This is a genomic window from Actinomadura hibisca NBRC 15177, assembly GCF_001552635.1.
Lineage (GTDB): Bacteria > Actinomycetota > Actinomycetes > Streptosporangiales > Streptosporangiaceae > Spirillospora > Spirillospora hibisca.
The window spans coordinates 109867-127607 of sequence record NZ_BCRO01000011.1 but is presented as its reverse complement, the minus strand read 5'-3'; the positions used below and the strand labels follow the sequence as shown (position 1 = coordinate 127607).

Sequence of the window (17741 nt, the reverse complement as noted above, 5' to 3'; positions counted from 1 at the left end):
AGCGTGCACGGCGTCCCGCGACGCCGTGCACGCCTTCTTTCACGCGGCGGGCTCGGGAGGGACGAACATGGCCTCCACCAGCTCCCGGAGCGGCTGGACGGTGACCGACGGGTCGATGACGCGCCGGACGGCCACCCCGATGGCGAGGTTGAGCACGGCCTCGGCGCACCCTTCGGCCGTCATCCCCGCGGGCAGGAGCGGAGCCAGGTCGTCCAGGATCCCGGCGAGCCAGGCGATGGTGGAGCGGTGCCGCTGGGACTCGGCGGCGACCAGCTCGGGGGCCGAGGTGGCGTCGAGGGCGAACTCCAGCTCCAGGCGCGGCCAGCCCGAACCGAGGGCGTCCTCCGCCCACCGCCACAGGCCGTCCACGGCGTCCGGCGCCGGGAAGCCGGCCAGCAGCGGGCCGAGACGGCCCATGTGCTCGTCCTGCAACCGCCGGACGACCAGCAGCGCGACCTCCTGCTTGCCGGCGAAGTTGGAGTAGACGGCCCCGGTGGACAGCTCCGCCTCGTCGGCGATCTTGCTGATCGACGCCGACTGGTAGCCCTCGCGCAGGAACAGCCGCTCCGCCGCGGCGAGGAGCTGGTCGCGGTTGCGCGCCTGGGACTCGGTGCGGGTGAGGCGGGCCATGCCGACGATCCTACCCATTGACAGACCGCCCTTATCCGGATAATGCTGATACTCAAATATCATCATTATTTGGAGTGTCGATGCGGCGAGACGTGCTCGACCTGCTGCTGAACCCGTCGTGGACGGTGCGGGAGCGGGACCTGGAACAGGCGGTGCGGGGCAGGACCGTGCTGGTCACCGGCGCCTCCCACGGGCTGGGCGCGGCGGTCGCCGAGAGCCTCGGCCGGGCGGGGGCGCGGGTGCTGCTGGTGGCCCGGTCGGCGGACCGGCTGGAGGAGGTCGCCGGCCGCATCCGGGAGGCGGGCGGGCAGGCGCACGCGCACCCCGCCGACCTCTGCGATCCGGCGGCGGTCGAGAAACTGGCCGCGGAGCTGCTGGCGGCCCACGGGCGGATCGACGTGCTGGTGAGCAACGCGGGCAAGTCGCTGCGCCGGTCGGTGGCGTTGCAGACCGACCGCTTCCACGACTTCACGCGCACCATCGGCGTCAACTACCTGGGACCGGTGCGCCTGGTGCTGGCGCTGCTGCCGTCGATGCGCGAGCACGGCGGCCACATCGTGAACGTCTCCACCATCGGGGTGCGGATCTTCCCCGGCCCCCGCTGGGGCGCCTACCAGGCGTCCAAGGGGGCCTTCGACGTCTGGCTGCGCAGCGTCGCCCCCGAGATCCGCCGCGACGGCGTGCGCGTCACCACGCTGTACATGGCGCTGATCTACACGCGGATGAGCGCGCCGACACCGATCATGCGCCGCCTCCCGGGGCTGGCCCCCGACCAGGCCGCGGGCATCGTGCACCGGGCGATCATCGACCGGCCGCGGTCGATCGGCCCCTGGTGGGTCGGCCCGGCGGAACTGCTCTCGCTGGTGACGCGCGCCGTCCAGGAGCCGGTGCTGACCGCCTTCCACCGCTGGACCAGGGACACCCCGAGCGCGCTGGGACGCCAGGACGGGGCGCGGCCGCGAGGGCAGCACCGCCCGCAGCGCCGCACCAGAGCGTCCGGCGCGCTGCGGACGGGACGGGCCGCCGTCCCGGCGCTGCGCCGCGCCGGGGTGCTCGGGGCCGTCCCGCCGGGACGGCTGCTCGGCATGGTGGGGGCGGTGCGCGCCAACGGCATGACGCTGGCGTCGCTGGCCGCCGTCGCGGCGGCCCGCTGGCCGGACCGCACCGCGGTCGCCGACGAGCGCGGCCGGCTGACCTACCGGCAGTTGCAGGACCGGGTCGGCAAGCTGGCCGGAGCGCTGCGCGACGGCTACGGGATCGGCGTCGGCAGCACCGTCGCGGTGCTCTGCCGCAACCACCGGGGATTCGTCGAGGCCGCGCTGGCCGCCGCCCGGCTGGGCGCCGACCTGCTGCCGCTCAACACCGAGTTCGCCGCGCCGCAACTCGCGCGGACCCTGGCCGGGCACCCGGCCGACGTGGTCATCGCCGACGCCGAGTTCGCGCCGGTGCTCGACCAGGCCGGCGCCGGGCGGCGCGTGACCGCCTGGACGGACGAGGCCGTGCGCGGCGACACCCTGGACACCTTGGTGGCCCGGAACCGCCCCGCCCCACCCGCGCCCGCCCGCCCGGGACGGATCGTGGTGCTCAGCTCGGGCACCACCGGCGCGCCCAAGGGCACCTCGCGCACGCCGTCGCCGCTCGGCCTGCTCGGCCCCGCCGCCACCGCGATCGACCGGCTCGGCCTGCGGTCGGGCGAGCCGATCCTCATCGCGCCGCCGCTCTTCCACGGATTCGGCCTGATCTACCTCGCCCTGGCGCTCGCGCTCGGCTCGCCCGCGCTGCTGCGCCGCCGCTTCGACGCCGCCGGGTCCCTGCAGGTCATCGCGGACGAGCGGGCGGGAGCGCTGGCCGCCGTCCCGGTCATGCTCCAGCGCATCATGGAGCTGCCCGAGGCCGAGCGCGCCCGGCACGACACCTCGTGCCTGCGGGCGGTGCTGACCGGGGGCGCACCGGTGCGCCCCGCCACCGTCACCGCATTCATGGACGCGTTCGGCGACGTGCTGGGCAACGGGTACGGCTCCTCCGAGGTCGGCATCGCCACCATCGCGAGCCCCGCCGACCTGCGCGCCGCCCCCGGCACCGTCGGCCGGCCCGTGCACGGCGTGCCGGTCCGCGTCCTGGACGGCTCGGGCCGGCCCGTCCCCGCCGGGACCACCGGCCGGATCCTGGTCGGCGGCCCGATGGTCGCCGACGGGCAGGGCGGGACCGGCGGGCTCGTCGACACCGGCGACCTCGGCCACCTGGACGGCGCGGGGCGGCTGTTCCTCGACGGCCGCTCCGACGACATGATCGTCTCCGGCGGGGAGAACGTCTTCCCGCAGGAGGTCGAGGACCTCCTGGCCGCCCACCCCGCCGTCGCCGACGCCGCAGTGGTGGGAGCCCCCGACCCCGACTTCGGCCAGCGCCTGGTCGCCTACGTGGTCCCGGCCGCCCCCGGCGACGGCGACGGGCTGCCCGGCCTGCTGAAGGACCACGTCAAGCAGCAGCTCGCCCGCTACAAGACGCCCCGCGAGATCCACCTGGTCGACGGCATCCCCCGCACCCCCACCGGCAAGACCCTCCGCCGCCTCCTCCAGACCGACCACACCTGACCGGCCCCGCCCCAAGGCGGGGGGCGACGATGACGCGTCCCCCGCCGCCCCGCACAGCGCGGCGACGAACACCGGACCGCCCTGTCGGGAGACGGCGACCCGACACTGTGGCGGGTGCCCCGTCTGGCCGCCGACGGCCACCGCACGACCCGGGAGAAATCCGCCACCCAGGCGATACCTCTGCTCGACCTGCGAAGCCACCGCCCGGCATACATACGCCGTGCACGTTCTCCTATCCTCGTGCAGAAGCAGAAGGAGAACGCGAGTGGCAACCAACACCAACGCGCGCCGTGCCCAGGACCGGGCCGAGCCGTGAGCGACGATCCGGACCTGCCCGACGACGTCCCGTGGTACCAGACCGAGGTCGGTCGCAGGCAGCGGGACCAGCGCCGCCAGCTCGACGAGCTGGAACAGCTCATGGCCGAGGACGACGACCCCGTCCGGAGCGCCCTCATCCGCGCCCGCGCCATCGCCCGCGCCCGCCGCGGCCGTGACGGCCAGGACTGACGCGGCCGTCAGTTCCAGCCCAGCGGGATCGGCTCGGCGGCCGAGGGCTCGCCGCCCGCCTCGGTGAACGCCCGCAGCGCCGTCACCAGGATGCCGCGCTGCTCGGCGGGCATCCGGGCGATGACCTGCGCGAGTTCGGTGCGGCGGCGTGCGGTCACGTTGTCCACCACCTCCCGGCCCGCCCCGGTGAGCTGGATGAGGATCTCCCGGCCGCTGTGCGGGCTGGCCTGCCGGTCGACCAGCCCGGTCGCGGCCAGCCGGTCGACCATGCGCATCGCGGTGGAGGGGTTGACCGCCAGCCGTTCGGCGAGCGTGACCAGCTTGGACGGCCCGTGCGAGGAGAGCACCACCAGCAGCCGGAACTGGGGCAGGGTGACGGTGTCCTCCACCGCCGCCAGCGACCGCGCGGAGATCGCCACCAGCAGCCGGGACGCCGTCAGCACCGCGGTGGTGACCTCGTCGATGTCGTCGGACTCCGGCGGCTCGTTGTCGGTCATGAGGAAGTTCTACTCCGCGGCCTCGGCCCGCGCCAATGGGCCGGAGACCGGCGGCGCGGCCGCCGTCGCGCCCCGGGCCGTCAGTCCCGGCGCGGGACGGCCTGCGAGGACAGCAGCTCGACGGCGGCCTCGGCGGTCAGCAGGGAGTCGGCGCCGAACATCTCGCGCAGCCGCGGCGGCACCCCGGCCACCACGATGTAGCCGCCGGCCTCGATGACGGTGACGACCATCGCCCGGACGGCGGCGGTGCCGACGGCGTCGCAGTCGTCGAGTCCGGTCAGGTCGACGACCAGGCGCACCGGGCCGCTGAGCCCGGCGATCCGGTTGGCCCAGCGGCGCAGCCGAGGCGTCTCCCGGTGGTCGAGCGCACCGGCCAGCCGCAGGACCACGCACTCGCGCTCGAAGGCGACGGTGACCGTCAGAGGTGGCCGGTCGTTCATGGGGAACCTCGCCGAGCGGCCGGGGCACCGGACCGGTCGGCACTGCGCGAGGACGGGCGTGGGGCGACGACGGCCATCTTTGCACAGTGCAATCAAAGATGACCAGGCGACCATGACGTGCCGACCGGACGCGCGCGTGATGGAAGCGGAGGTCAGGGGCCGGTGATGGTCCAGGTGTCGGTGCCGCTGATCTGCGTGAGTCCGGCGGGGGTGGAGCAGGCGGACAGGTCGAGGTTGACGAAGGTGATGCTCTGGGTGACCTGCGCTCCGGCCAGGGTTCCGGCGGAGAGGGGGCCGGTGGAGGTGCCGACCTTGGTGCCGTTGACGTTGGCGAAGCTGTTGGTGTAGTTCCAGGTGCTGGTGGTGCCGTTGTTCCAGTGCAGGGTCTCGGTGCCCGAGCCGTTGCCGAACAGGGTCGTGCAGGACTGGGTGGCGGTGCCGGAGAACGGGCCGACGAAGTCCGTCAGGTGCGGGTGGGTGAGGCTGAGGCAGGTGTCGGCGACGTCCTGACCGCTCACCGCGACGCTTCGCGGGGTGTTGGTCACCCCCGGGGAGAAGTTGACCGTCGTCGTCCCCGTGCAGGTGACCAACGTGAGCGCCGCCGCCGGGGCCGCCGTCGCCACCAGCGCACCGCCTGCCAGCAACAACGCGCACCCGGCCGCCGAGATTCTCCTCATGCTCCCTCACCTTCCGGCCCGTCCTGATCGCAGACCTCAAGGTCTCTTTGCAACGGGGGCGCGTCAAGAACCGCCGGGCGCGGGATCCGGCCGGGACCTCTACACTACGGAAGGTGACCACCTACGATGATCTTGACGGGTTCGAGGGTCTGGACACCTCGGCCCTGCCCCCGCGCCAGCAGCGGATCCTGGTCACGATCCGGGACTGGGTGGTCAGGTACGGCTACCCCCCGAGCACCCGCCAGATCGGCGACGCCGTCGGGCTGCGGTCGACGTCGTCGGTGTCCCGGCACCTGGCCAGCCTGGAGGAGAAGGGCTTCCTGCGCCGGGGGGCCGCCATGGCGCGGCCGATCGACGTGCGGATGTTCCTGCCCGACCAGCGGCCGCCGCAGGACGCCGACGGCTCGGTGACCGTGCCCGTGGTCGGCGACATCGCCGCCGGTGTCCCCATCTCCGCCGAGGAGCACGTCGACGGCAGCCTGTCGCTGCCCCGCGAGCTCACCGGGCGCGGCAACGTGTTCGGCCTGCGCGTGCGCGGCGACTCGATGATCGACGCCGCGATCTGCGACGGCGACCTGGTCGTGGTCCGGCAGCAGCCCGAGGCCCACTCGGGCCAGATCGTCGCCGCGATGATCGACGGCGAGGCCACCGTCAAGGTGTACCGGCGCCGCAACGGCCACGTCCATCTGGAACCCCGCAATCCGGCCTACGACGTCATCGACGGCGACGGCGCGGTCATCCTCGGCATCGTCGTCTCGGTGCTGCGCAACGTCTGACGTCGCGCCGTCACGCCAGGCAGGACCCGGCCGTGACGATGTCGGCGTGCATGTTCTTCTCCATCATCCGCAGGGCGGCCCTGGCCAGCTCGCGGTCGATTCCGGCGACGGCGTCCTCGGGCACCTGGATCTCGAAGTGCCGGACGTAGGCGTCCAGGGCGGTGTAGAGGACGCACTGCTCGGTGACCTGGCCGGTGAGGATCACCCGTTCGACGCCGGACCGCTGCAGGAGGTACTCCAGCGAGGTCCCGTAGAAGGCGCTGTGGCGGACCTTGGGCAGGAACGCGCAGTCGGGCGAGGGCACGACGGGCTCCACCAGGTCGGGACGTTTCCCGTCCAGGGCCGCGGCCACCATGTCGTCGCGGTTGGCCGAGAAGTCACCGTGGTTGTCGTTGACGTAGACCAGCAGGACGTCCTGGTCGCCGGTGGGATCGGTGACCCGGCGGATGAGCTTGCTCAGCGGGTCGATGATCCTGGCGACATCGTCCTGGAGCGGCTCGGCGTCCTCATGGTCGTAAGAGTTCAACATATCGGTGACGATCAGAGCGGTGGAAGCCATGATGACCGCCTTCCCCCGCAGGCCACGGCCCATGCCCGGCACCAGGGAGCGGAAGGCAGGCCGACCTGCGCAAAGCACCCTGATGCGCCGCCGCCACCGTCGAGGCCGCGGATCTGGATCAAGGCTGGGTAAGGCGGACCAAAGGTCAGCCCCCTCCCCCACGGACCGCCTCCGCCTCGCCGAGCGGGCCGTAACGCCGCCGCGCCGCATCCTCCGTCCGCCCGGCGAGCCGACCTTGCAGCGTGCGCCGCCACGACTCCCCCAACGGGGTGTCCAGCAGCCTCTCCACAGCCGATCGATCGGTCTTGTCCCGGTGCATCACCCGGTTGGCCTCCGCGATGGTCGCGTGCGGATACCGGCGTTCGACGAGCCGGACCGGGCATCCGGCGCCCACCGCTCCCGCTTCGAGGACGCGCAGGTAGAAGCCCGTGAAGCCGGTCTCCTCGAACCACAGCACCATCTCCTTGGGGCCGTGCCGGGCGGCCAGGCGGAAGCAGGGGTTGCGCGGCAGGCTCACCTCGCACGTCGCCGAACCGACGGTGAGAACGTCACCGATGCACACGCCGCCCTCGGTGAGCCCCTCGGTGGTGAGGTTCTCCCCGAACGCCGGACGCTCCAGGGCCCGACCGAGACGACGCTGGTACTCGGCATAGTGCTCGGCGGGAAAGACACACAGAGCCTTGTCAGGACCGCCGTGCTTGCGGCGATCGCCCTGCTCGTCCCCCACGAGTCCCAACGGTGTGGCCAGCACGGCACCGTCGACCGGTGCCTTGACGAACGCGCTGCGCACCGAGGTGTTGCGATAGGGCAGATCGTCCACCCGTCCCACGGAGACCACCAGCACGCGTCCGGTCGCGGTGCTCATCGTCCGGGCCTGACGTGCGAGTCGAACAGCGGAGCAGCCACCGGGGCCGCCACCATGAGCAGTTCCACGTCCCAGTCGTCGGCGGACGCCAGGCAGTGGGGCGTGCGGGCGTCGAACTGCGCGGCGTCACCGGCCTCAAGCACCGCCTCGGTGTCGCCCAACGTGAGGCGCAGACGTCCTGACAGCACGTACAACCACTCCTGCCCGGCGTGCTCGTACTTCGGCCCGCGCGGCCGGTCGGCCGCTACGACCACCCGCATCGCCTCGATGCCGCCGCGCGCGTCCGCCGGGCTGAGCAGGCGGTACCGCAGACCGTTGCCGCGCTGCTCCGCCGCCGCCGCACCGCGCACCACCACTTCGCCCAGAGCCGATCTACCTGGCACTCCTTTCCCCCTCACCGCAGGTGCGGCCTGCCCATCCCTCGGAGCCGCAACGAAAGCTGAATGTCGTAGCCGTTCCCACAGCACACAGTTCTCACGATGACAGGCTGGTCATCGGCTCGTTGCGAGCTTCGCTGGGAGAATCTTTCCAGGGCTTTCTGACGACATCCGCCAGAGATGACCGGGTGATCGTCATGGGCGTCAGGCCGTTCCGAGGTCGTGGAGTTCGCCGCCGTCACGGCCGCCCGTGCGGGCAGAAAGCTCTCTCCGGACGCCAACCCTCGCTGGTCTTCCGGCGTGTGTAACGGGCGACAAGGAGGATGAATGACGCGTTATGACGGCCTGCCGGAGTTCGTGGCCGCGCGGGGGCAGGCACTGTTGAGGACGGCGTTCCTGCTGACGGGGGACGGGCACCTCGCCGAGGATCTCGTGCAGAGCGCGCTGGTCAAGGTCGCGCCGCGGTGGCGGAAGGTGACGGCGGCGGGCGATCCCGAGGCCTACGTCCGGCGGGTCCTCCACAACGAGCACATCACCTGGTGGCGGCGCCGGGGCAGGCACGGAGACCATCCGAGCGCCGACCCCCCGGAGCCGGACGGGGCTCCGGACTTCGCCGCCGGAACGCTGCACACCATGGTGTTGCGGCAGGCGCTGGGCAGGCTCACCGCCAAGCAGCGCGCCGTCATCGTGCTGCGCTTCTACGAGGACCGTTCCGAGGCCGAGACCGCGCGGTTGCTGGGCTGCTCGGTCGGCACCGTCAAGAGCCAGACCCACCGCGCGCTCGATCGGTTGCGCGCCCTGGAGCCCGGACTCGCCGGCCTGCTGGCCGACACCGAGACCACGGAGGTGACCCGATGAGCCCCCAGCTGAACCGCGTCCTGCGCGAGCTCGCCGAACAGGCCCCGGCCCCGCAGGCCGACCTCGCCGGACGCGTCATCACCCGGGCGCGCCGCCGCAGGCGCACCCGGCTCATCGCGACGCCGGTCGCCGCCGCGGGCGCGGCCGCCGCGGTCGTCGCCGGCGTCATGCTGATCCCCGGGGAGAGGACCGAGTCCGCGCCGCCCGCCAGCCCGCTGATCACGCGGTCCGGCGAGACCCTGAACGCCGGGCGACTGCCCGGACCGATGCCGGCCAGGAACGTCGCGCCGATCCGGTTCGCCTTCCTCGACTGGTGCGGGCAGAAGGGCGGTCCGAACGTCGCGCCGCCCAAGGGCGACTGCGGGCAGTGGCGGCTGGTCGACAGCTCCTGGAAACAGTGGCGTCTGGCCGACGGCGTCGGGACCTACCGGACCGGCACCGGCAACACGATGAACGGCAGCGCACCGCTGGAGATCAGTCCCGACGGGCGGCGCGTCGCCTACTACCAGGCGAGCCGGGAGCGGTTCGTGGTCCGCGAGCTGGCCTCGGGACGGGTCATCCCGGTCGCCCTGCCGATGCCGCTCGCCGAGTTGCACAAGACCTACCACTTCCTGGTCTTCTCCGGGGACGGGCTGCGGCTCGTCCTGACCTCCGGTGAACCGGGCGCCGAGAAGAGCGTGCTCGCCGACACGACGACGGGAGCCGTGACCGCGTTGCCCGACGCGCCGGTGGCGGGTCTCGGCCACGACGCCTCCACGATCGTGCTGGCCGAGGGAGGGTACAACCCGACCGGTCTGGCGCTGGCCGGGCCGGACGGCAAGGTGCGCAGCCGCGTGCGGCTCGATCCGCGCGTCGACCTGTCCGGCGCCGGCGGCACCAACCTGCTGTCGCCGGACGGCCGGACGCTCTTCACCACCAACAAGCGCCACGACCGGATCATGCTCCTGGACGCGCGCACCGGAAAGGTCACCAGAACACTCCCGGCCCGCCTGTCCGGCGGGGCGGTGTACGGCATCCGCGGCTGGGCGGGGCCGTCGAAGGTCTTCACCCTCAAGGAGGTGTCCGGCCGGAACGGCCCGCCCGGCTCCGCCACCGCGCCGGCGCGCCAGCAGGTCCCCGTCACGGCGAGCCGGGCCGTCATCGTCGATCTGAACACCGGCAAGTTCGAGAGCTTGGGGACGTTCAAGCTGCGGACCTACCGGGCCGCCCAGATGACCGGAGGCTACGTCTCCTAGTGGCCGAGGAGATGGCGGGCCCGACCGCCGTCGTGTCCGCCCGGAGCCGGAACAGGCGGCACCTGTGCTTCGATCCTGAAGGGGTCCTGCTGAGCTGGCCGGACGGGCTGCCGGGCATGGGGAGGCGGTGCGCCTCACTCGTTCCCGGCCGCCCGTTCGTCCGGTTCAATGAGTCCCAGGGAGGGACCCGGACCGTCCCGCAGCGCGAGATCCCCCAGTGCCGTCGCCGGGTCGCCGTCACATGTAGTGCTCGATGGAGCCGATGTGCCGGCGGACCTCAGCGGTAGCCGGCCAAGCCGTCCGCCAGCTCTTCGTCGTCGCCGTCACGGAGGGCGTCAAGGGCTTGCTGCAAGGCGAACGTGCCGCGGATCGCGGCAATGCGGGTGCTGAGGCCGTCGCCGGACCAGTCGCCCAGGGCGATGACCCGTTCCAGGAGGTCGCGGCCGTAGCTGGCACCGATGGCGGCGAGGTCCTCGGCCGGGTCGCCGATCGTGACGCCGTCCCAGTCGATCACTCCAGCGAGGTGCGGCCGCCCGTGCGTCCACTCCCACAGCACGTTTTCGGCACCGAGGTCGCCGTGCACCACCGCTCGGGTGAGGTGGGGCAAGCCGTCGAGCGCTGCGAGTTCTCGATCGGCCCGCAGACGCCCCTGGTCGGACATGAGCTGGAACAGCTCCGCGCGCACACCGGCCGCGAAGTGCCGCCACTGGTCTTCGGATGCCTGCGGGAGGACCGCTCGGACCGTCTCGTCGGTGCCGGCGCGGGCCAGGCCGGTCAGCAACGTGACGTACTGCGCCGCCACGGCGTCGGCCACCCGGGCATCGTTGAGCGCGTCGGCTTGCAGCGGTTCGCCGGGGATGCGGCTCAGCACCAGGAACGGCGGCTCGTCGGCGCCGTGCGCTTCGCCCTGGAGCAGCGGCTCAGGTGTGCGGAAGCCGAGGTCGAGCCCGGCAAGTGCGCGGAGTGCGGCCAGGCGCTGGGGCAGCCGCACCGCCGCTGCCTGGGTACGAGGCAGGCACACGACACGGTCCGAGCCGATGACGACGTTGTGGAATTGCCCCTGGCGCTCGGCGAGGTCGTCCAGCCGGTCGTCGGGCAACAAACGACTCAGCAGAGCACGATGTGTTCGCCGGATGCTCACGGGACGACCTCGACGAACGGCAAACCATGGGGACGGCGCGGTGGCGGATTTGCGATGGGGGCCGTGCGCGTGGTCCGGTGTTCAGTCTCCGGCACTGAGTTCGGGAAGGTTCTTCGCCAGCGGCACGAACTCGGTCACCGACAGCAGGCCGTCCTGATCAGTGTCGTACTCGGCGAACAGGGCCTTGACGATCCCGGAGAGATCGCCCAACTCGGCGGCCGGGAACATCCCGGAGATCGCCGCGGTCACCTCGTCCACGGTGAGCTGCCCGTCCCCGTCGGTGTCGTGCTGAGCGAACACCGCCTCGTACTGATCAGACATGTCTTTCCCTCCGTGCGGCGACCGTGGCCCTTGATCGTAACCGTTCCTGGAGAGCCGCAAGGAAGCGCTTACGTCCAAGGGCGGGCATCTACCGAGCCGCCCTCCCGGCCCATCTCAAGGCTTCATGAGACGGGTGTGGTGCTGTGAGCGAGTCGGTAGTCCTGCGGCCTCTCGTTGAGCTGGGCGGATAGTCCCTTGAGGGTGCGCTTCGCTCGTCTCCGCCGGATTTTGAAGATCTTTTCAGGGGGTGGGCGGGGGCGCGACTGCATCCCTGGAACGGGTCGTGAGGCCCTGTGGGGTGGGGCTCGTGGGGGTTCTTGACTCGAGTGTGGCGCAAGGGATGGTGGTCTTGACCTGGGATTGATCTGGGGGAGGGGGAAATATACCCCGGGTTGACCTGGTTGAGATGGGTGTGACCGACGGGGAAGACCCCCTGGTCACGGCGCCGTTCGACCTGCCCGGCCAGCCAGCCCGGCCCCGCCAGGACCCGCCAGCACCTGCTCGGTCCTGCAGTGAAGGCGCCCCATTCTGTTCACCGCACACCCTCCCTTGTCTGAGGGCATCCGTGCACCGCCGAACCCGCACCTGCGCGTGCGGGACCGGGGACCCACCGTTACCCGGGGTGAATCCGTCTTTCTCGCGCCGCCCACAGCGACGCCCGAAGAGAGCCGGTAGGGCCACTTCCGCGCCCGAACCCGACAGCTAACCCGGTAGGCGCACTGGAAGATCAGGAGCACCCCACCGCATGACCACCACCCACACCACCACCCCCGCTGCTACCGCTGTTGCCGCTGAGCATCGCGCCGCCGAGCGCACCGGTATCAAGCACAACGCCGTGAAGCGCGCTGCGGCCGCGACCCTGCTGTCGGCCACCGCCCTAGCCGGACTCACCGGACTCACCACCCTCACCGGTGCCGCCGGGACCGCGCACGCTGAGACCCGGCCCGCCGCCCAGCCCGCCACCAACACCAACGCCGCCGGTAGTGCTGCGGGGAGTGCGGCTGCGGCCAGTGCGCAGAAGGTCGTCGACACCGCCCTGTCCCGGGTCGGTGAGGGCCAGGCCGCCGACGGCACCTCCGCCTTCGGCAAGTGGTACCAGACCACCACCCGCCAGACCGGCTACGCCACCGCCCCCTGGTGCGACATGTTCCTCAGCTGGGCCGCCACCCAGAACGGCCAGGACCACAACACCGGCCGCTTCGCCTACACCCCCTGGCACGCCACCTGGTTCAAAAACCACCACCGCTTCGACCGCACCCCCCGCGTCGGCGACTTCGTCTTCTTCGACTGGAACGGCGGCCACACCATCGCCGGCATCGACCACGTCGGCATGGTCACCAAAACCACCCCCCACGGCACCATCCACACTGTCGAAGGCAACATCGGCGACAAAGTCATCACCCGCACCCACCACAACCTCAAAAACATCGTCGGCTTCGGCCACCCCAACTACGGCGCCTAAACACCACCCAGTCCCGCCTCCCAACCAGCGCTGACCCCCCACCGGCCGCCACGCCCCCGCGCGGCGGCCGGTCCGCTTAAGAGCAGATTCGAGCCAGCGTCCTAGCACCCGAGCGGAGATAGACCGTCACGCCCAGCGCCATCCCGGGACAGGTGCGAAAACCCACTGGGAGCTGACACCGTCTCCGGCGGCGTGACAGGATCGGAAGATCATCGAGCCTGGAGGGCGTCGTGGGGCTGGGGACGGTAGTGATCACCGGTGCGGCGGGGACCATCGGCTCTGCGGCCCGGACTGCGCTGAGGGACGACGCGGATCGGCTGGTCCTGCTCGACCGTGTTCCGATCCAAGCGGAGACGGCCGCCGAAGAGGTCCACAACGTCGATCTCCGGGACGCGGCAGCGGTGGAGTCGGCGCTGTCCGGTGCGGACGTCGTGCTTCACCTGGGCGGAGTTCCCGACGAAGCGCCTCTCGGTGATCTGCTGGATGCGAACGTGCTGGGCACCCACCACGTACTGGAGGCCGCACGGCGCGCGGGCAGCCGACGCGTGGTGCTGGCCAGCAGCAACCGCGTCGCCGGTTTCTACCCCGTCGCCCATCGCACGGACCCGCAGGAACCGGTGCGGCCTGACGGCCTCTACGGCGTGAGCAAGGCCGCCGTCGAGGCCCTGGGGCGGCTGTATGCGGACAAGTTCGGCCTCCCGATCATCTGCCTGCGCATCGGCAGCTACGAGGAAGTGCCCACCGAGCCTCGCCACCTGGCGACCTGGCTCAGCCCGCGCGACGCCGTCGGATACATCCGGGCGGCGCTCACCGCTCCCGCTTCCCTCCGCTTCGCCACGGCGTATGCGGTCTCCGCCAACACCCGCCGCTTCTGGGAACTCCCCGACGAATCGGTACTGGCCTACACACCCGTCGACAACGCCGAGACCTACGCGCCGCACATCGCCGACGCCGAACTTCCCGCCGACTCTTCAGCACCTCAGGCCGGTCCGTATGCGCTGCCCGAATTCACGCTGAAGCACGTCTGTTCGTGAGACCGCCCACCGCCAAGCCTGCACCTCCGGCAACGAGACGACGACTTCGAAAATGGCGTTGAGCAGGCGTGGAAGGGGCACCTGGATGTCCAGGCGGTCCGCCCACGCTGCTGAGACTGAGCGGCAGCCGCTGTCAGCCGATCCACCGACGGCGAGACGCTTCCGGTCGGCCGAGTCAGTGATCGCAGGCCGCTGCCCGCACGTCCAGACGTGATGTGGTCAGCGGCGCGTGCCCGGCAGTCGGCGCTCCGGCGGCTGGTCGGTCCAGCCGACGGTCTGCTGCACGGTCAGGTGCTACCCGCCGCAAGGACCTTTCGGGACGATGCGCTCAGTAGCGCCTCGATGCCACGCTGCCCACGACGATGGCTCCGACGCCGCTCACCGCCAGTCCCCCGCCGATGCGCAGCAGCCAGGTCGACGCCGCCTGGGCGTTCGACGCCCGCTCGTCGTAGCTCTGCGGGCCCGACTTCGACGAGTAGCAGGTGTCATCACCGCCCATCGCCTTGCCGCCGCACCTCGGATCCTCGGCGTCCTTGCCCGCCACGAAGCTCACCCCGATGAGGAGCAGCCCGACGACCAGCCCGGTGATCCCCAGGCCACGCAACGTGTCGCCCCAGTATTGAGTACCGGCCACACCCAACCTCCGCCCCGCGCGAGCATGATCGGCCACGCTACTCTCGAAAAGACGAGGGCGTCTATATGTGCCGAACCCTTGCCGCCCAAGGCTTGGCGGGGACGCGCCTCAGCACCGCTTGAGGGCCGCGTCCATGACGCGGTCCTCGCGCCGGTCGATCACCAGCCACTCGCCGCGAGCGGGCAGCTCCACGCCCTGCCTGCTCAGGCATGTCTGGAACGAACTGCCCTGCACCACCGGAACCCGGACCCGATCTCCTGGAGCGAGCAACGACGCGCAGGACTCGATGCCCGTACGCATGAGCTCCTCGTTCCCCCGCCTGCGCTCGTCCTCGGGTAACCGGATGCCCTTGCCCAGCAGGCACGCCTTGAAGGGATCGGCGGGTGGCCGGTCCGGCTGCGACGGCAGTGCGACCGGAGGCGTTGCACGGGACGGCGGGGCGGCGGAATCGGTGTCGCATCCGGCCAGCAGGCCCGCGACGAGTCCCAGAACCGCATAGGCGCCAGCACGCATGCCCACCAGCCGACCACGCTGCCGATCTTGCCGGAAGCTCCGTGGCCGATGGCGGTCAAAACGGCTCGACGTCGTCTTCGCGGGCATCCGGCGTCCCGTCGTGAGGGGGCTCCCGACGGGACGCGCTCCCAGGTCGTGGCCGGTCACCCCGCCTGCGGCCGAAGCCCGCCCGATCGTGTCGGCGGCCGGGAGATCTGCGCGGATTTATGCACCTCACTCCCCCCGTTCGGCCGACGACACAGCCAGAGAACAAGACGCGGGCGGCCGTCGCCCGCAAGACTCGGGCCATGGCTTCTTCCGCTGGCCTTCCGGAACGACGGACGGCTCCCCGATGATCCCTAACGCCCATCGCAGGAAGGGCGGCGGCGCGGTGCTCGGCGCCGCTCGTCCCGGCCTGTCCGGCCCCTACGGCCCGTCCGCCCTGCATGGCAACGACGCCGACGGCGGCCAGGAGGCCGGAGAGTCGGAGTTCGAGCAGCACTCGGACTCGATGGACGAGATGCCGCCGCCGTAGCGCGACCGCCGACCGGCACGTTCGGCGGCCGGGGACGGGCAGGACGAAGGCGGTCAGAGCCACACGTCGGCTGGCCGCCGGTAACGCTGCTCGGCGCGAGCCCGACCGGCGCGGCGCTGAGCGGAAGGATTACCTATGATCTTCTTACGTAGAGTAATCATCCTGCTTCAAATGGTTACGTAAGGGAGTGATCAGTCAAATCATCCTGGAGGACATGTGAAGACCCCGATCCGCTGGACGACGCTGACCCTGGCCGCCGCCGCCATCAGCGCCGGTCTGGCGCTGCCCGCCGATGCCGCCACCGTCGCGCAGAAGACCGCGCCCAACACGGCCGGGCAGACGCCGACCGACCCCGTCGCCGCCTACGCCTTTGACGACGACGACCGCGACGAGGATGACGACGAGAACGACGACGAAGGCGAAGAGGACGAGGACGACGGGGAAGACGACGAGGACGACGGCGAGGAAGACGAAGACGACGACTAGAACGGCAGCCGCGCTTCGTCAGCTCCGGACTCCTGGGCAGATCGCACCGACCTCTGCCCGGCGGCCTGCCCATCCGGCTCCGGGGTCGCCGTCCACCACCGACGATTCCGTACGGCCTCGCAAGTCGCGAAGTCCGCAGAAGCACCGCCGGCGTCACACCCGAGCCCCGGTTCCACGCAACACGATGCGGCGAACCGGGGCTCGGTGTGCCAGGGGTCCGGCTCGCCCCGAACGTGCCACTCAGACCGCTCGATCCATCGTGGTCGCTTGGAACGATCACGGGTGCTGGAGCTTGGACGACCGGCCGGTATCGCCTTTGCCGGAACGTTCGCCGCTCGCTCGCCCGAATCGGGGAAGCGCCCCCGACGTCACGTGCTGGCCATCCCCAGGAACCGCCCATGATCGGGAAGGGGAACGTCGAGGGGCCGTCCATGCGGTGGTTGGCGCCGTTCATGATGAACCCCACGCCCTCTCCCAGCGCGCAGAAGCGTCCGATGACCAGCTTCTCCGGGCCGTAGTGGTAGAGCACGTTGCGGGTCTCGAACGCCGTCGGGTCGTCCGGGTCGTCGTAGTAGGTGAACTCCCGACCTCGATCAGCGGTGAGGTGACCAGCGGTTTCAGCAGCACCACGCGCGGCTGGTCGGGCATGGGGTGCACGACGGTCGGGTCGGCGGGAATGGGCGGCGTCGTCAAGGGGTCTCCTAGGGAGAGGGCGAGGGGCGCGAGAGGGCATCGGCGGGGTCGTGGCCGTGGCGCAGCGTCCTATGGGCCCGGGGTGCGACAGGTGGCGGACGCCCGCAAGGTGGTGCTCGTTTGCCTGTAGCCGCCTGATCGGACCCGCCGTCACGGTGATCAGAACGGCGTCCACCGCTCCCTCAAGTAAACGGCGCGTGCCGTGCCGTCAGGAGCGATGCCCGGCGTGGGAGCCCGATGTCAAGTACGGCACGTGCCGTGCCGATATGATGGTCCGCATGACCGACAGGGGCAACCGGCGCGGTGCCGACCGGACCGAGGACATCATGCGGACCGCGCTGGCACTGGGCCAGGAGATCGGCTACGCCCGGCTCAGCATCGAGGCGATCGCGACCCGCGCCGGAGCGGGCAAGCACACCATCTACCGCCGCTGGCCGTCCAAGGGCGCCCTGCTGCTCGACGCGCTGCTGTCGCTGCACGGGCCGGACCTGGACTACCCCGACACCGGCGACGTCGCCGCCGACCTGCGCCAACAGATCCACGCGGCCATCGACCTGCTGAGCAGGCCACCCTTCGGCCCGGTGTTCCAGGCGCTGATCGGCGAGGCCCAGCACGATCCCCAGGTCGCCGCCACCCTCAACGAGCGCTTCATCCGGCCGCAGACCGAGAAGACCTTCGCCCGCCTGAAGACGGCCCAGCAGCAGGGACAACTGGCACCCGACTTCGACCTGGACCTGGGGATGGCGCTGCTGTCCGGCCCGCTGTACTACCGCTTCCTGGTCACCCAGGAACCCCTGACCCCCGACTACGTCGATCGCGTCCTCAATGCCCTCTTCACCGGCATGGGACCACGCCCTGAAACTGCGACGCCGGGTCACGGGGCTTGAGACCGGCAGGAGCCTGACGGACCGCGAACGGCTCCGCCAGCTCC

Annotated in this window: 21 protein-coding genes and 1 riboswitch; of the genes, 10 read left to right on the top strand and 11 right to left on the bottom strand. The window is 71.4% G+C overall.

Annotation, left to right across the window (positions count from 1 at the left end):
* Nucleotides 1-39: 39 nt before the first annotated feature.
* Nucleotides 40-630, bottom strand: coding sequence for a TetR/AcrR family transcriptional regulator (locus tag AH6_RS04950; protein WP_067474217.1), 591 nt, complete (start codon nt 628-630; stop codon nt 40-42).
* 80 nt (nt 631-710) lie between these two features.
* On the opposite strand from AH6_RS04950, the gene AH6_RS45225 reads away from it, so the two are divergent.
* Together AH6_RS45225 and AH6_RS04940 are read left to right on the top strand one after the other, a co-directional pair.
* Nucleotides 711-3221 (top strand): SDR family NAD(P)-dependent oxidoreductase, encoded by a 2511-nt coding sequence (locus AH6_RS45225; RefSeq protein ID WP_083982229.1) that lies wholly within the window; start codon nt 711-713, stop codon nt 3219-3221.
* Nucleotides 3222-3533: 312 nt separating this feature from the next.
* Nucleotides 3534-3728, top strand: a complete 195-nt coding sequence (locus tag AH6_RS04940; RefSeq protein ID WP_067474214.1) for a hypothetical protein — start codon at nt 3534-3536, stop codon at nt 3726-3728.
* An 8-nt stretch (nt 3729-3736) separates the two neighbouring features.
* Here the strand turns inward: AH6_RS04940 and AH6_RS04935 are convergent, their stop codons facing one another.
* From AH6_RS04935 to AH6_RS04925, 3 genes are all read right to left on the bottom strand, one after another.
* Nucleotides 3737-4225 carry a MarR family winged helix-turn-helix transcriptional regulator gene (locus AH6_RS04935; RefSeq protein WP_067474211.1) on the bottom strand — a complete coding sequence of 163 codons (489 nt, stop codon included), beginning with the start codon at nt 4223-4225 and terminating at the stop codon, nt 3737-3739.
* A gap of 80 nt (nt 4226-4305) precedes the next feature.
* Nucleotides 4306-4665, bottom strand: a complete 360-nt coding sequence (locus AH6_RS04930) for an STAS domain-containing protein (protein ID WP_067474208.1) — start codon at nt 4663-4665, stop codon at nt 4306-4308.
* Nucleotides 4666-4817: 152 nt separating this feature from the next.
* A complete protein-coding gene (locus tag AH6_RS04925) occupies nt 4818-5342 on the bottom strand; it encodes a hypothetical protein (RefSeq protein ID WP_157431271.1) in 525 nt (174 codons plus the stop codon).
* Nucleotides 5343-5455: 113 nt separating this feature from the next.
* Between AH6_RS04925 and lexA the strand changes: the two genes are divergently transcribed.
* Nucleotides 5456-6118: a transcriptional repressor LexA gene (gene lexA, locus AH6_RS04920; protein ID WP_067474203.1), complete on the top strand. Its 663-nt coding sequence runs from the start codon at nt 5456-5458 to the stop codon at nt 6116-6118.
* 10 nt (nt 6119-6128) lie between these two features.
* Here the strand turns inward: lexA and AH6_RS04915 are convergent, their stop codons facing one another.
* The 3 genes from AH6_RS04915 to AH6_RS04905 all read right to left on the bottom strand — a co-directional run bounded on the left by AH6_RS04915 (nt 6129) and on the right by AH6_RS04905 (nt 7925).
* Nucleotides 6129-6677, bottom strand: coding sequence for a cysteine hydrolase family protein (locus AH6_RS04915; RefSeq protein ID WP_067474929.1), 549 nt, complete (start codon nt 6675-6677; stop codon nt 6129-6131).
* Between the two features lie 145 nt (nt 6678-6822).
* The gene (locus AH6_RS04910) at nt 6823-7542 is read right to left on the bottom strand and encodes an MOSC domain-containing protein (protein ID WP_067474200.1); all 720 of its coding nucleotides are present in this window, start codon (nt 7540-7542) and stop codon (nt 6823-6825) included.
* Nucleotides 7539-7925, bottom strand: coding sequence for a cupin domain-containing protein (locus tag AH6_RS04905; RefSeq protein ID WP_245679184.1), 387 nt, complete (start codon nt 7923-7925; stop codon nt 7539-7541). The genes AH6_RS04910 and AH6_RS04905 overlap by 4 nt, the downstream gene beginning before the upstream one ends.
* Before the next feature lie 321 nt (nt 7926-8246).
* Between AH6_RS04905 and AH6_RS04900 the strand changes: the two genes are divergently transcribed.
* Both AH6_RS04900 and AH6_RS04895 read left to right on the top strand, forming a co-directional pair.
* Entirely contained in the window at nt 8247-8777 is a 531-nt protein-coding gene (locus AH6_RS04900) for a SigE family RNA polymerase sigma factor (protein ID WP_067474193.1), read from the top strand.
* On the top strand, nt 8774-10012 hold the full coding sequence (locus AH6_RS04895; protein ID WP_067474189.1) for a WD40 repeat domain-containing protein: 1239 nt from the start codon (nt 8774-8776) through the stop codon (nt 10010-10012). The genes AH6_RS04900 and AH6_RS04895 overlap by 4 nt, the downstream gene beginning before the upstream one ends.
* A 277-nt stretch (nt 10013-10289) precedes the next feature.
* On the opposite strand, the gene vph is transcribed toward AH6_RS04895, so the two are convergent.
* Nucleotides 10290-11153, bottom strand: coding sequence for a viomycin phosphotransferase (gene vph / locus AH6_RS04890; protein WP_067474186.1), 864 nt, complete (start codon nt 11151-11153; stop codon nt 10290-10292).
* Between the two features lie 81 nt (nt 11154-11234).
* The gene (locus tag AH6_RS04885) at nt 11235-11474 is read right to left on the bottom strand and encodes an EF-hand domain-containing protein (protein WP_067474183.1); all 240 of its coding nucleotides are present in this window, start codon (nt 11472-11474) and stop codon (nt 11235-11237) included.
* 561 nt (nt 11475-12035) lie between these two features.
* Nucleotides 12036-12205, top strand: a riboswitch (cyclic di-AMP (ydaO/yuaA leader).
* A 14-nt stretch (nt 12206-12219) separates the two neighbouring features.
* Here AH6_RS04885 and AH6_RS46510 point away from each other — a divergent pair.
* Nucleotides 12220-12936 (top strand): CHAP domain-containing protein, encoded by a 717-nt coding sequence (locus AH6_RS46510; RefSeq protein WP_067474180.1) that lies wholly within the window; start codon nt 12220-12222, stop codon nt 12934-12936.
* A gap of 230 nt (nt 12937-13166) precedes the next feature.
* A complete protein-coding gene (locus tag AH6_RS04875) occupies nt 13167-13970 on the top strand; it encodes an NAD-dependent epimerase/dehydratase family protein (protein ID WP_067474177.1) in 804 nt (267 codons plus the stop codon).
* Nucleotides 13971-14298: 328 nt separating this feature from the next.
* Here AH6_RS04875 and AH6_RS04870 read toward each other — a convergent pair whose 3' ends face one another.
* Nucleotides 14299-14604: a hypothetical protein gene (locus AH6_RS04870; protein ID WP_067474174.1), complete on the bottom strand. Its 306-nt coding sequence runs from the start codon at nt 14602-14604 to the stop codon at nt 14299-14301.
* Nucleotides 14605-14712: 108 nt separating this feature from the next.
* On the bottom strand, nt 14713-15117 hold the full coding sequence (locus tag AH6_RS04865; RefSeq protein WP_157431270.1) for a hypothetical protein: 405 nt from the start codon (nt 15115-15117) through the stop codon (nt 14713-14715).
* Between the two features lie 331 nt (nt 15118-15448).
* Here AH6_RS04865 and AH6_RS43425 point away from each other — a divergent pair, with 331 nt between their 5' ends.
* The 3 genes from AH6_RS43425 to AH6_RS04855 all read left to right on the top strand — a co-directional run bounded on the left by AH6_RS43425 (nt 15449) and on the right by AH6_RS04855 (nt 17697).
* Complete coding sequence (locus tag AH6_RS43425; RefSeq protein WP_157431269.1) at nt 15449-15631, top strand: hypothetical protein; 183 nt, start codon at nt 15449-15451, stop codon at nt 15629-15631.
* 216 nt (nt 15632-15847) lie between these two features.
* On the top strand, nt 15848-16117 hold the full coding sequence (locus AH6_RS04860; RefSeq protein WP_067474168.1) for a hypothetical protein: 270 nt from the start codon (nt 15848-15850) through the stop codon (nt 16115-16117).
* Nucleotides 16118-17088: 971 nt separating this feature from the next.
* Nucleotides 17089-17697: a TetR/AcrR family transcriptional regulator gene (locus AH6_RS04855; protein WP_067474926.1), complete on the top strand. Its 609-nt coding sequence runs from the start codon at nt 17089-17091 to the stop codon at nt 17695-17697.
* The last annotated feature ends 44 nt before the right edge of the window (nt 17698-17741 follow it).

What these genes read in the sequence shown, in the direction of transcription:
- AH6_RS04950 (WP_067474217.1), bottom strand. Translation starts at nt 630, where the DNA reads ATGGCCCGCCTCACCCGCACCGAGTCCCAGGCGCGCAACCGCGACCAG.
- AH6_RS45225 (WP_083982229.1), top strand. Translation starts at nt 711, where the DNA reads ATGCGGCGAGACGTGCTCGACCTGCTGCTGAACCCGTCGTGGACGGTG.
- AH6_RS04935 (WP_067474211.1), bottom strand. Translation starts at nt 4,225, where the DNA reads ATGACCGACAACGAGCCGCCGGAGTCCGACGACATCGACGAGGTCACC.
- AH6_RS04930 (WP_067474208.1), bottom strand. Translation starts at nt 4,665, where the DNA reads ATGAACGACCGGCCACCTCTGACGGTCACCGTCGCCTTCGAGCGCGAG.
- AH6_RS04925 (WP_157431271.1), bottom strand. Translation starts at nt 5,342, where the DNA reads ATGAGGAGAATCTCGGCGGCCGGGTGCGCGTTGTTGCTGGCAGGCGGT.
- AH6_RS04915 (WP_067474929.1), bottom strand. Translation starts at nt 6,677, where the DNA reads ATGGCTTCCACCGCTCTGATCGTCACCGATATGTTGAACTCTTACGAC.
- AH6_RS04910 (WP_067474200.1), bottom strand. Translation starts at nt 7,542, where the DNA reads ATGAGCACCGCGACCGGACGCGTGCTGGTGGTCTCCGTGGGACGGGTG.
- AH6_RS04900 (WP_067474193.1), top strand. Translation starts at nt 8,247, where the DNA reads ATGACGCGTTATGACGGCCTGCCGGAGTTCGTGGCCGCGCGGGGGCAG.
- AH6_RS04895 (WP_067474189.1), top strand. Translation starts at nt 8,774, where the DNA reads ATGAGCCCCCAGCTGAACCGCGTCCTGCGCGAGCTCGCCGAACAGGCC.
- AH6_RS04885 (WP_067474183.1), bottom strand. Translation starts at nt 11,474, where the DNA reads ATGTCTGATCAGTACGAGGCGGTGTTCGCTCAGCACGACACCGACGGG.
- AH6_RS46510 (WP_067474180.1), top strand. Translation starts at nt 12,220, where the DNA reads ATGACCACCACCCACACCACCACCCCCGCTGCTACCGCTGTTGCCGCT.
- AH6_RS04865 (WP_157431270.1), bottom strand. Translation starts at nt 15,117, where the DNA reads ATGCGTGCTGGCGCCTATGCGGTTCTGGGACTCGTCGCGGGCCTGCTG.
- AH6_RS43425 (WP_157431269.1), top strand. Translation starts at nt 15,449, where the DNA reads ATGATCCCTAACGCCCATCGCAGGAAGGGCGGCGGCGCGGTGCTCGGC.
- AH6_RS04855 (WP_067474926.1), top strand. Translation starts at nt 17,089, where the DNA reads ATGACCGACAGGGGCAACCGGCGCGGTGCCGACCGGACCGAGGACATC.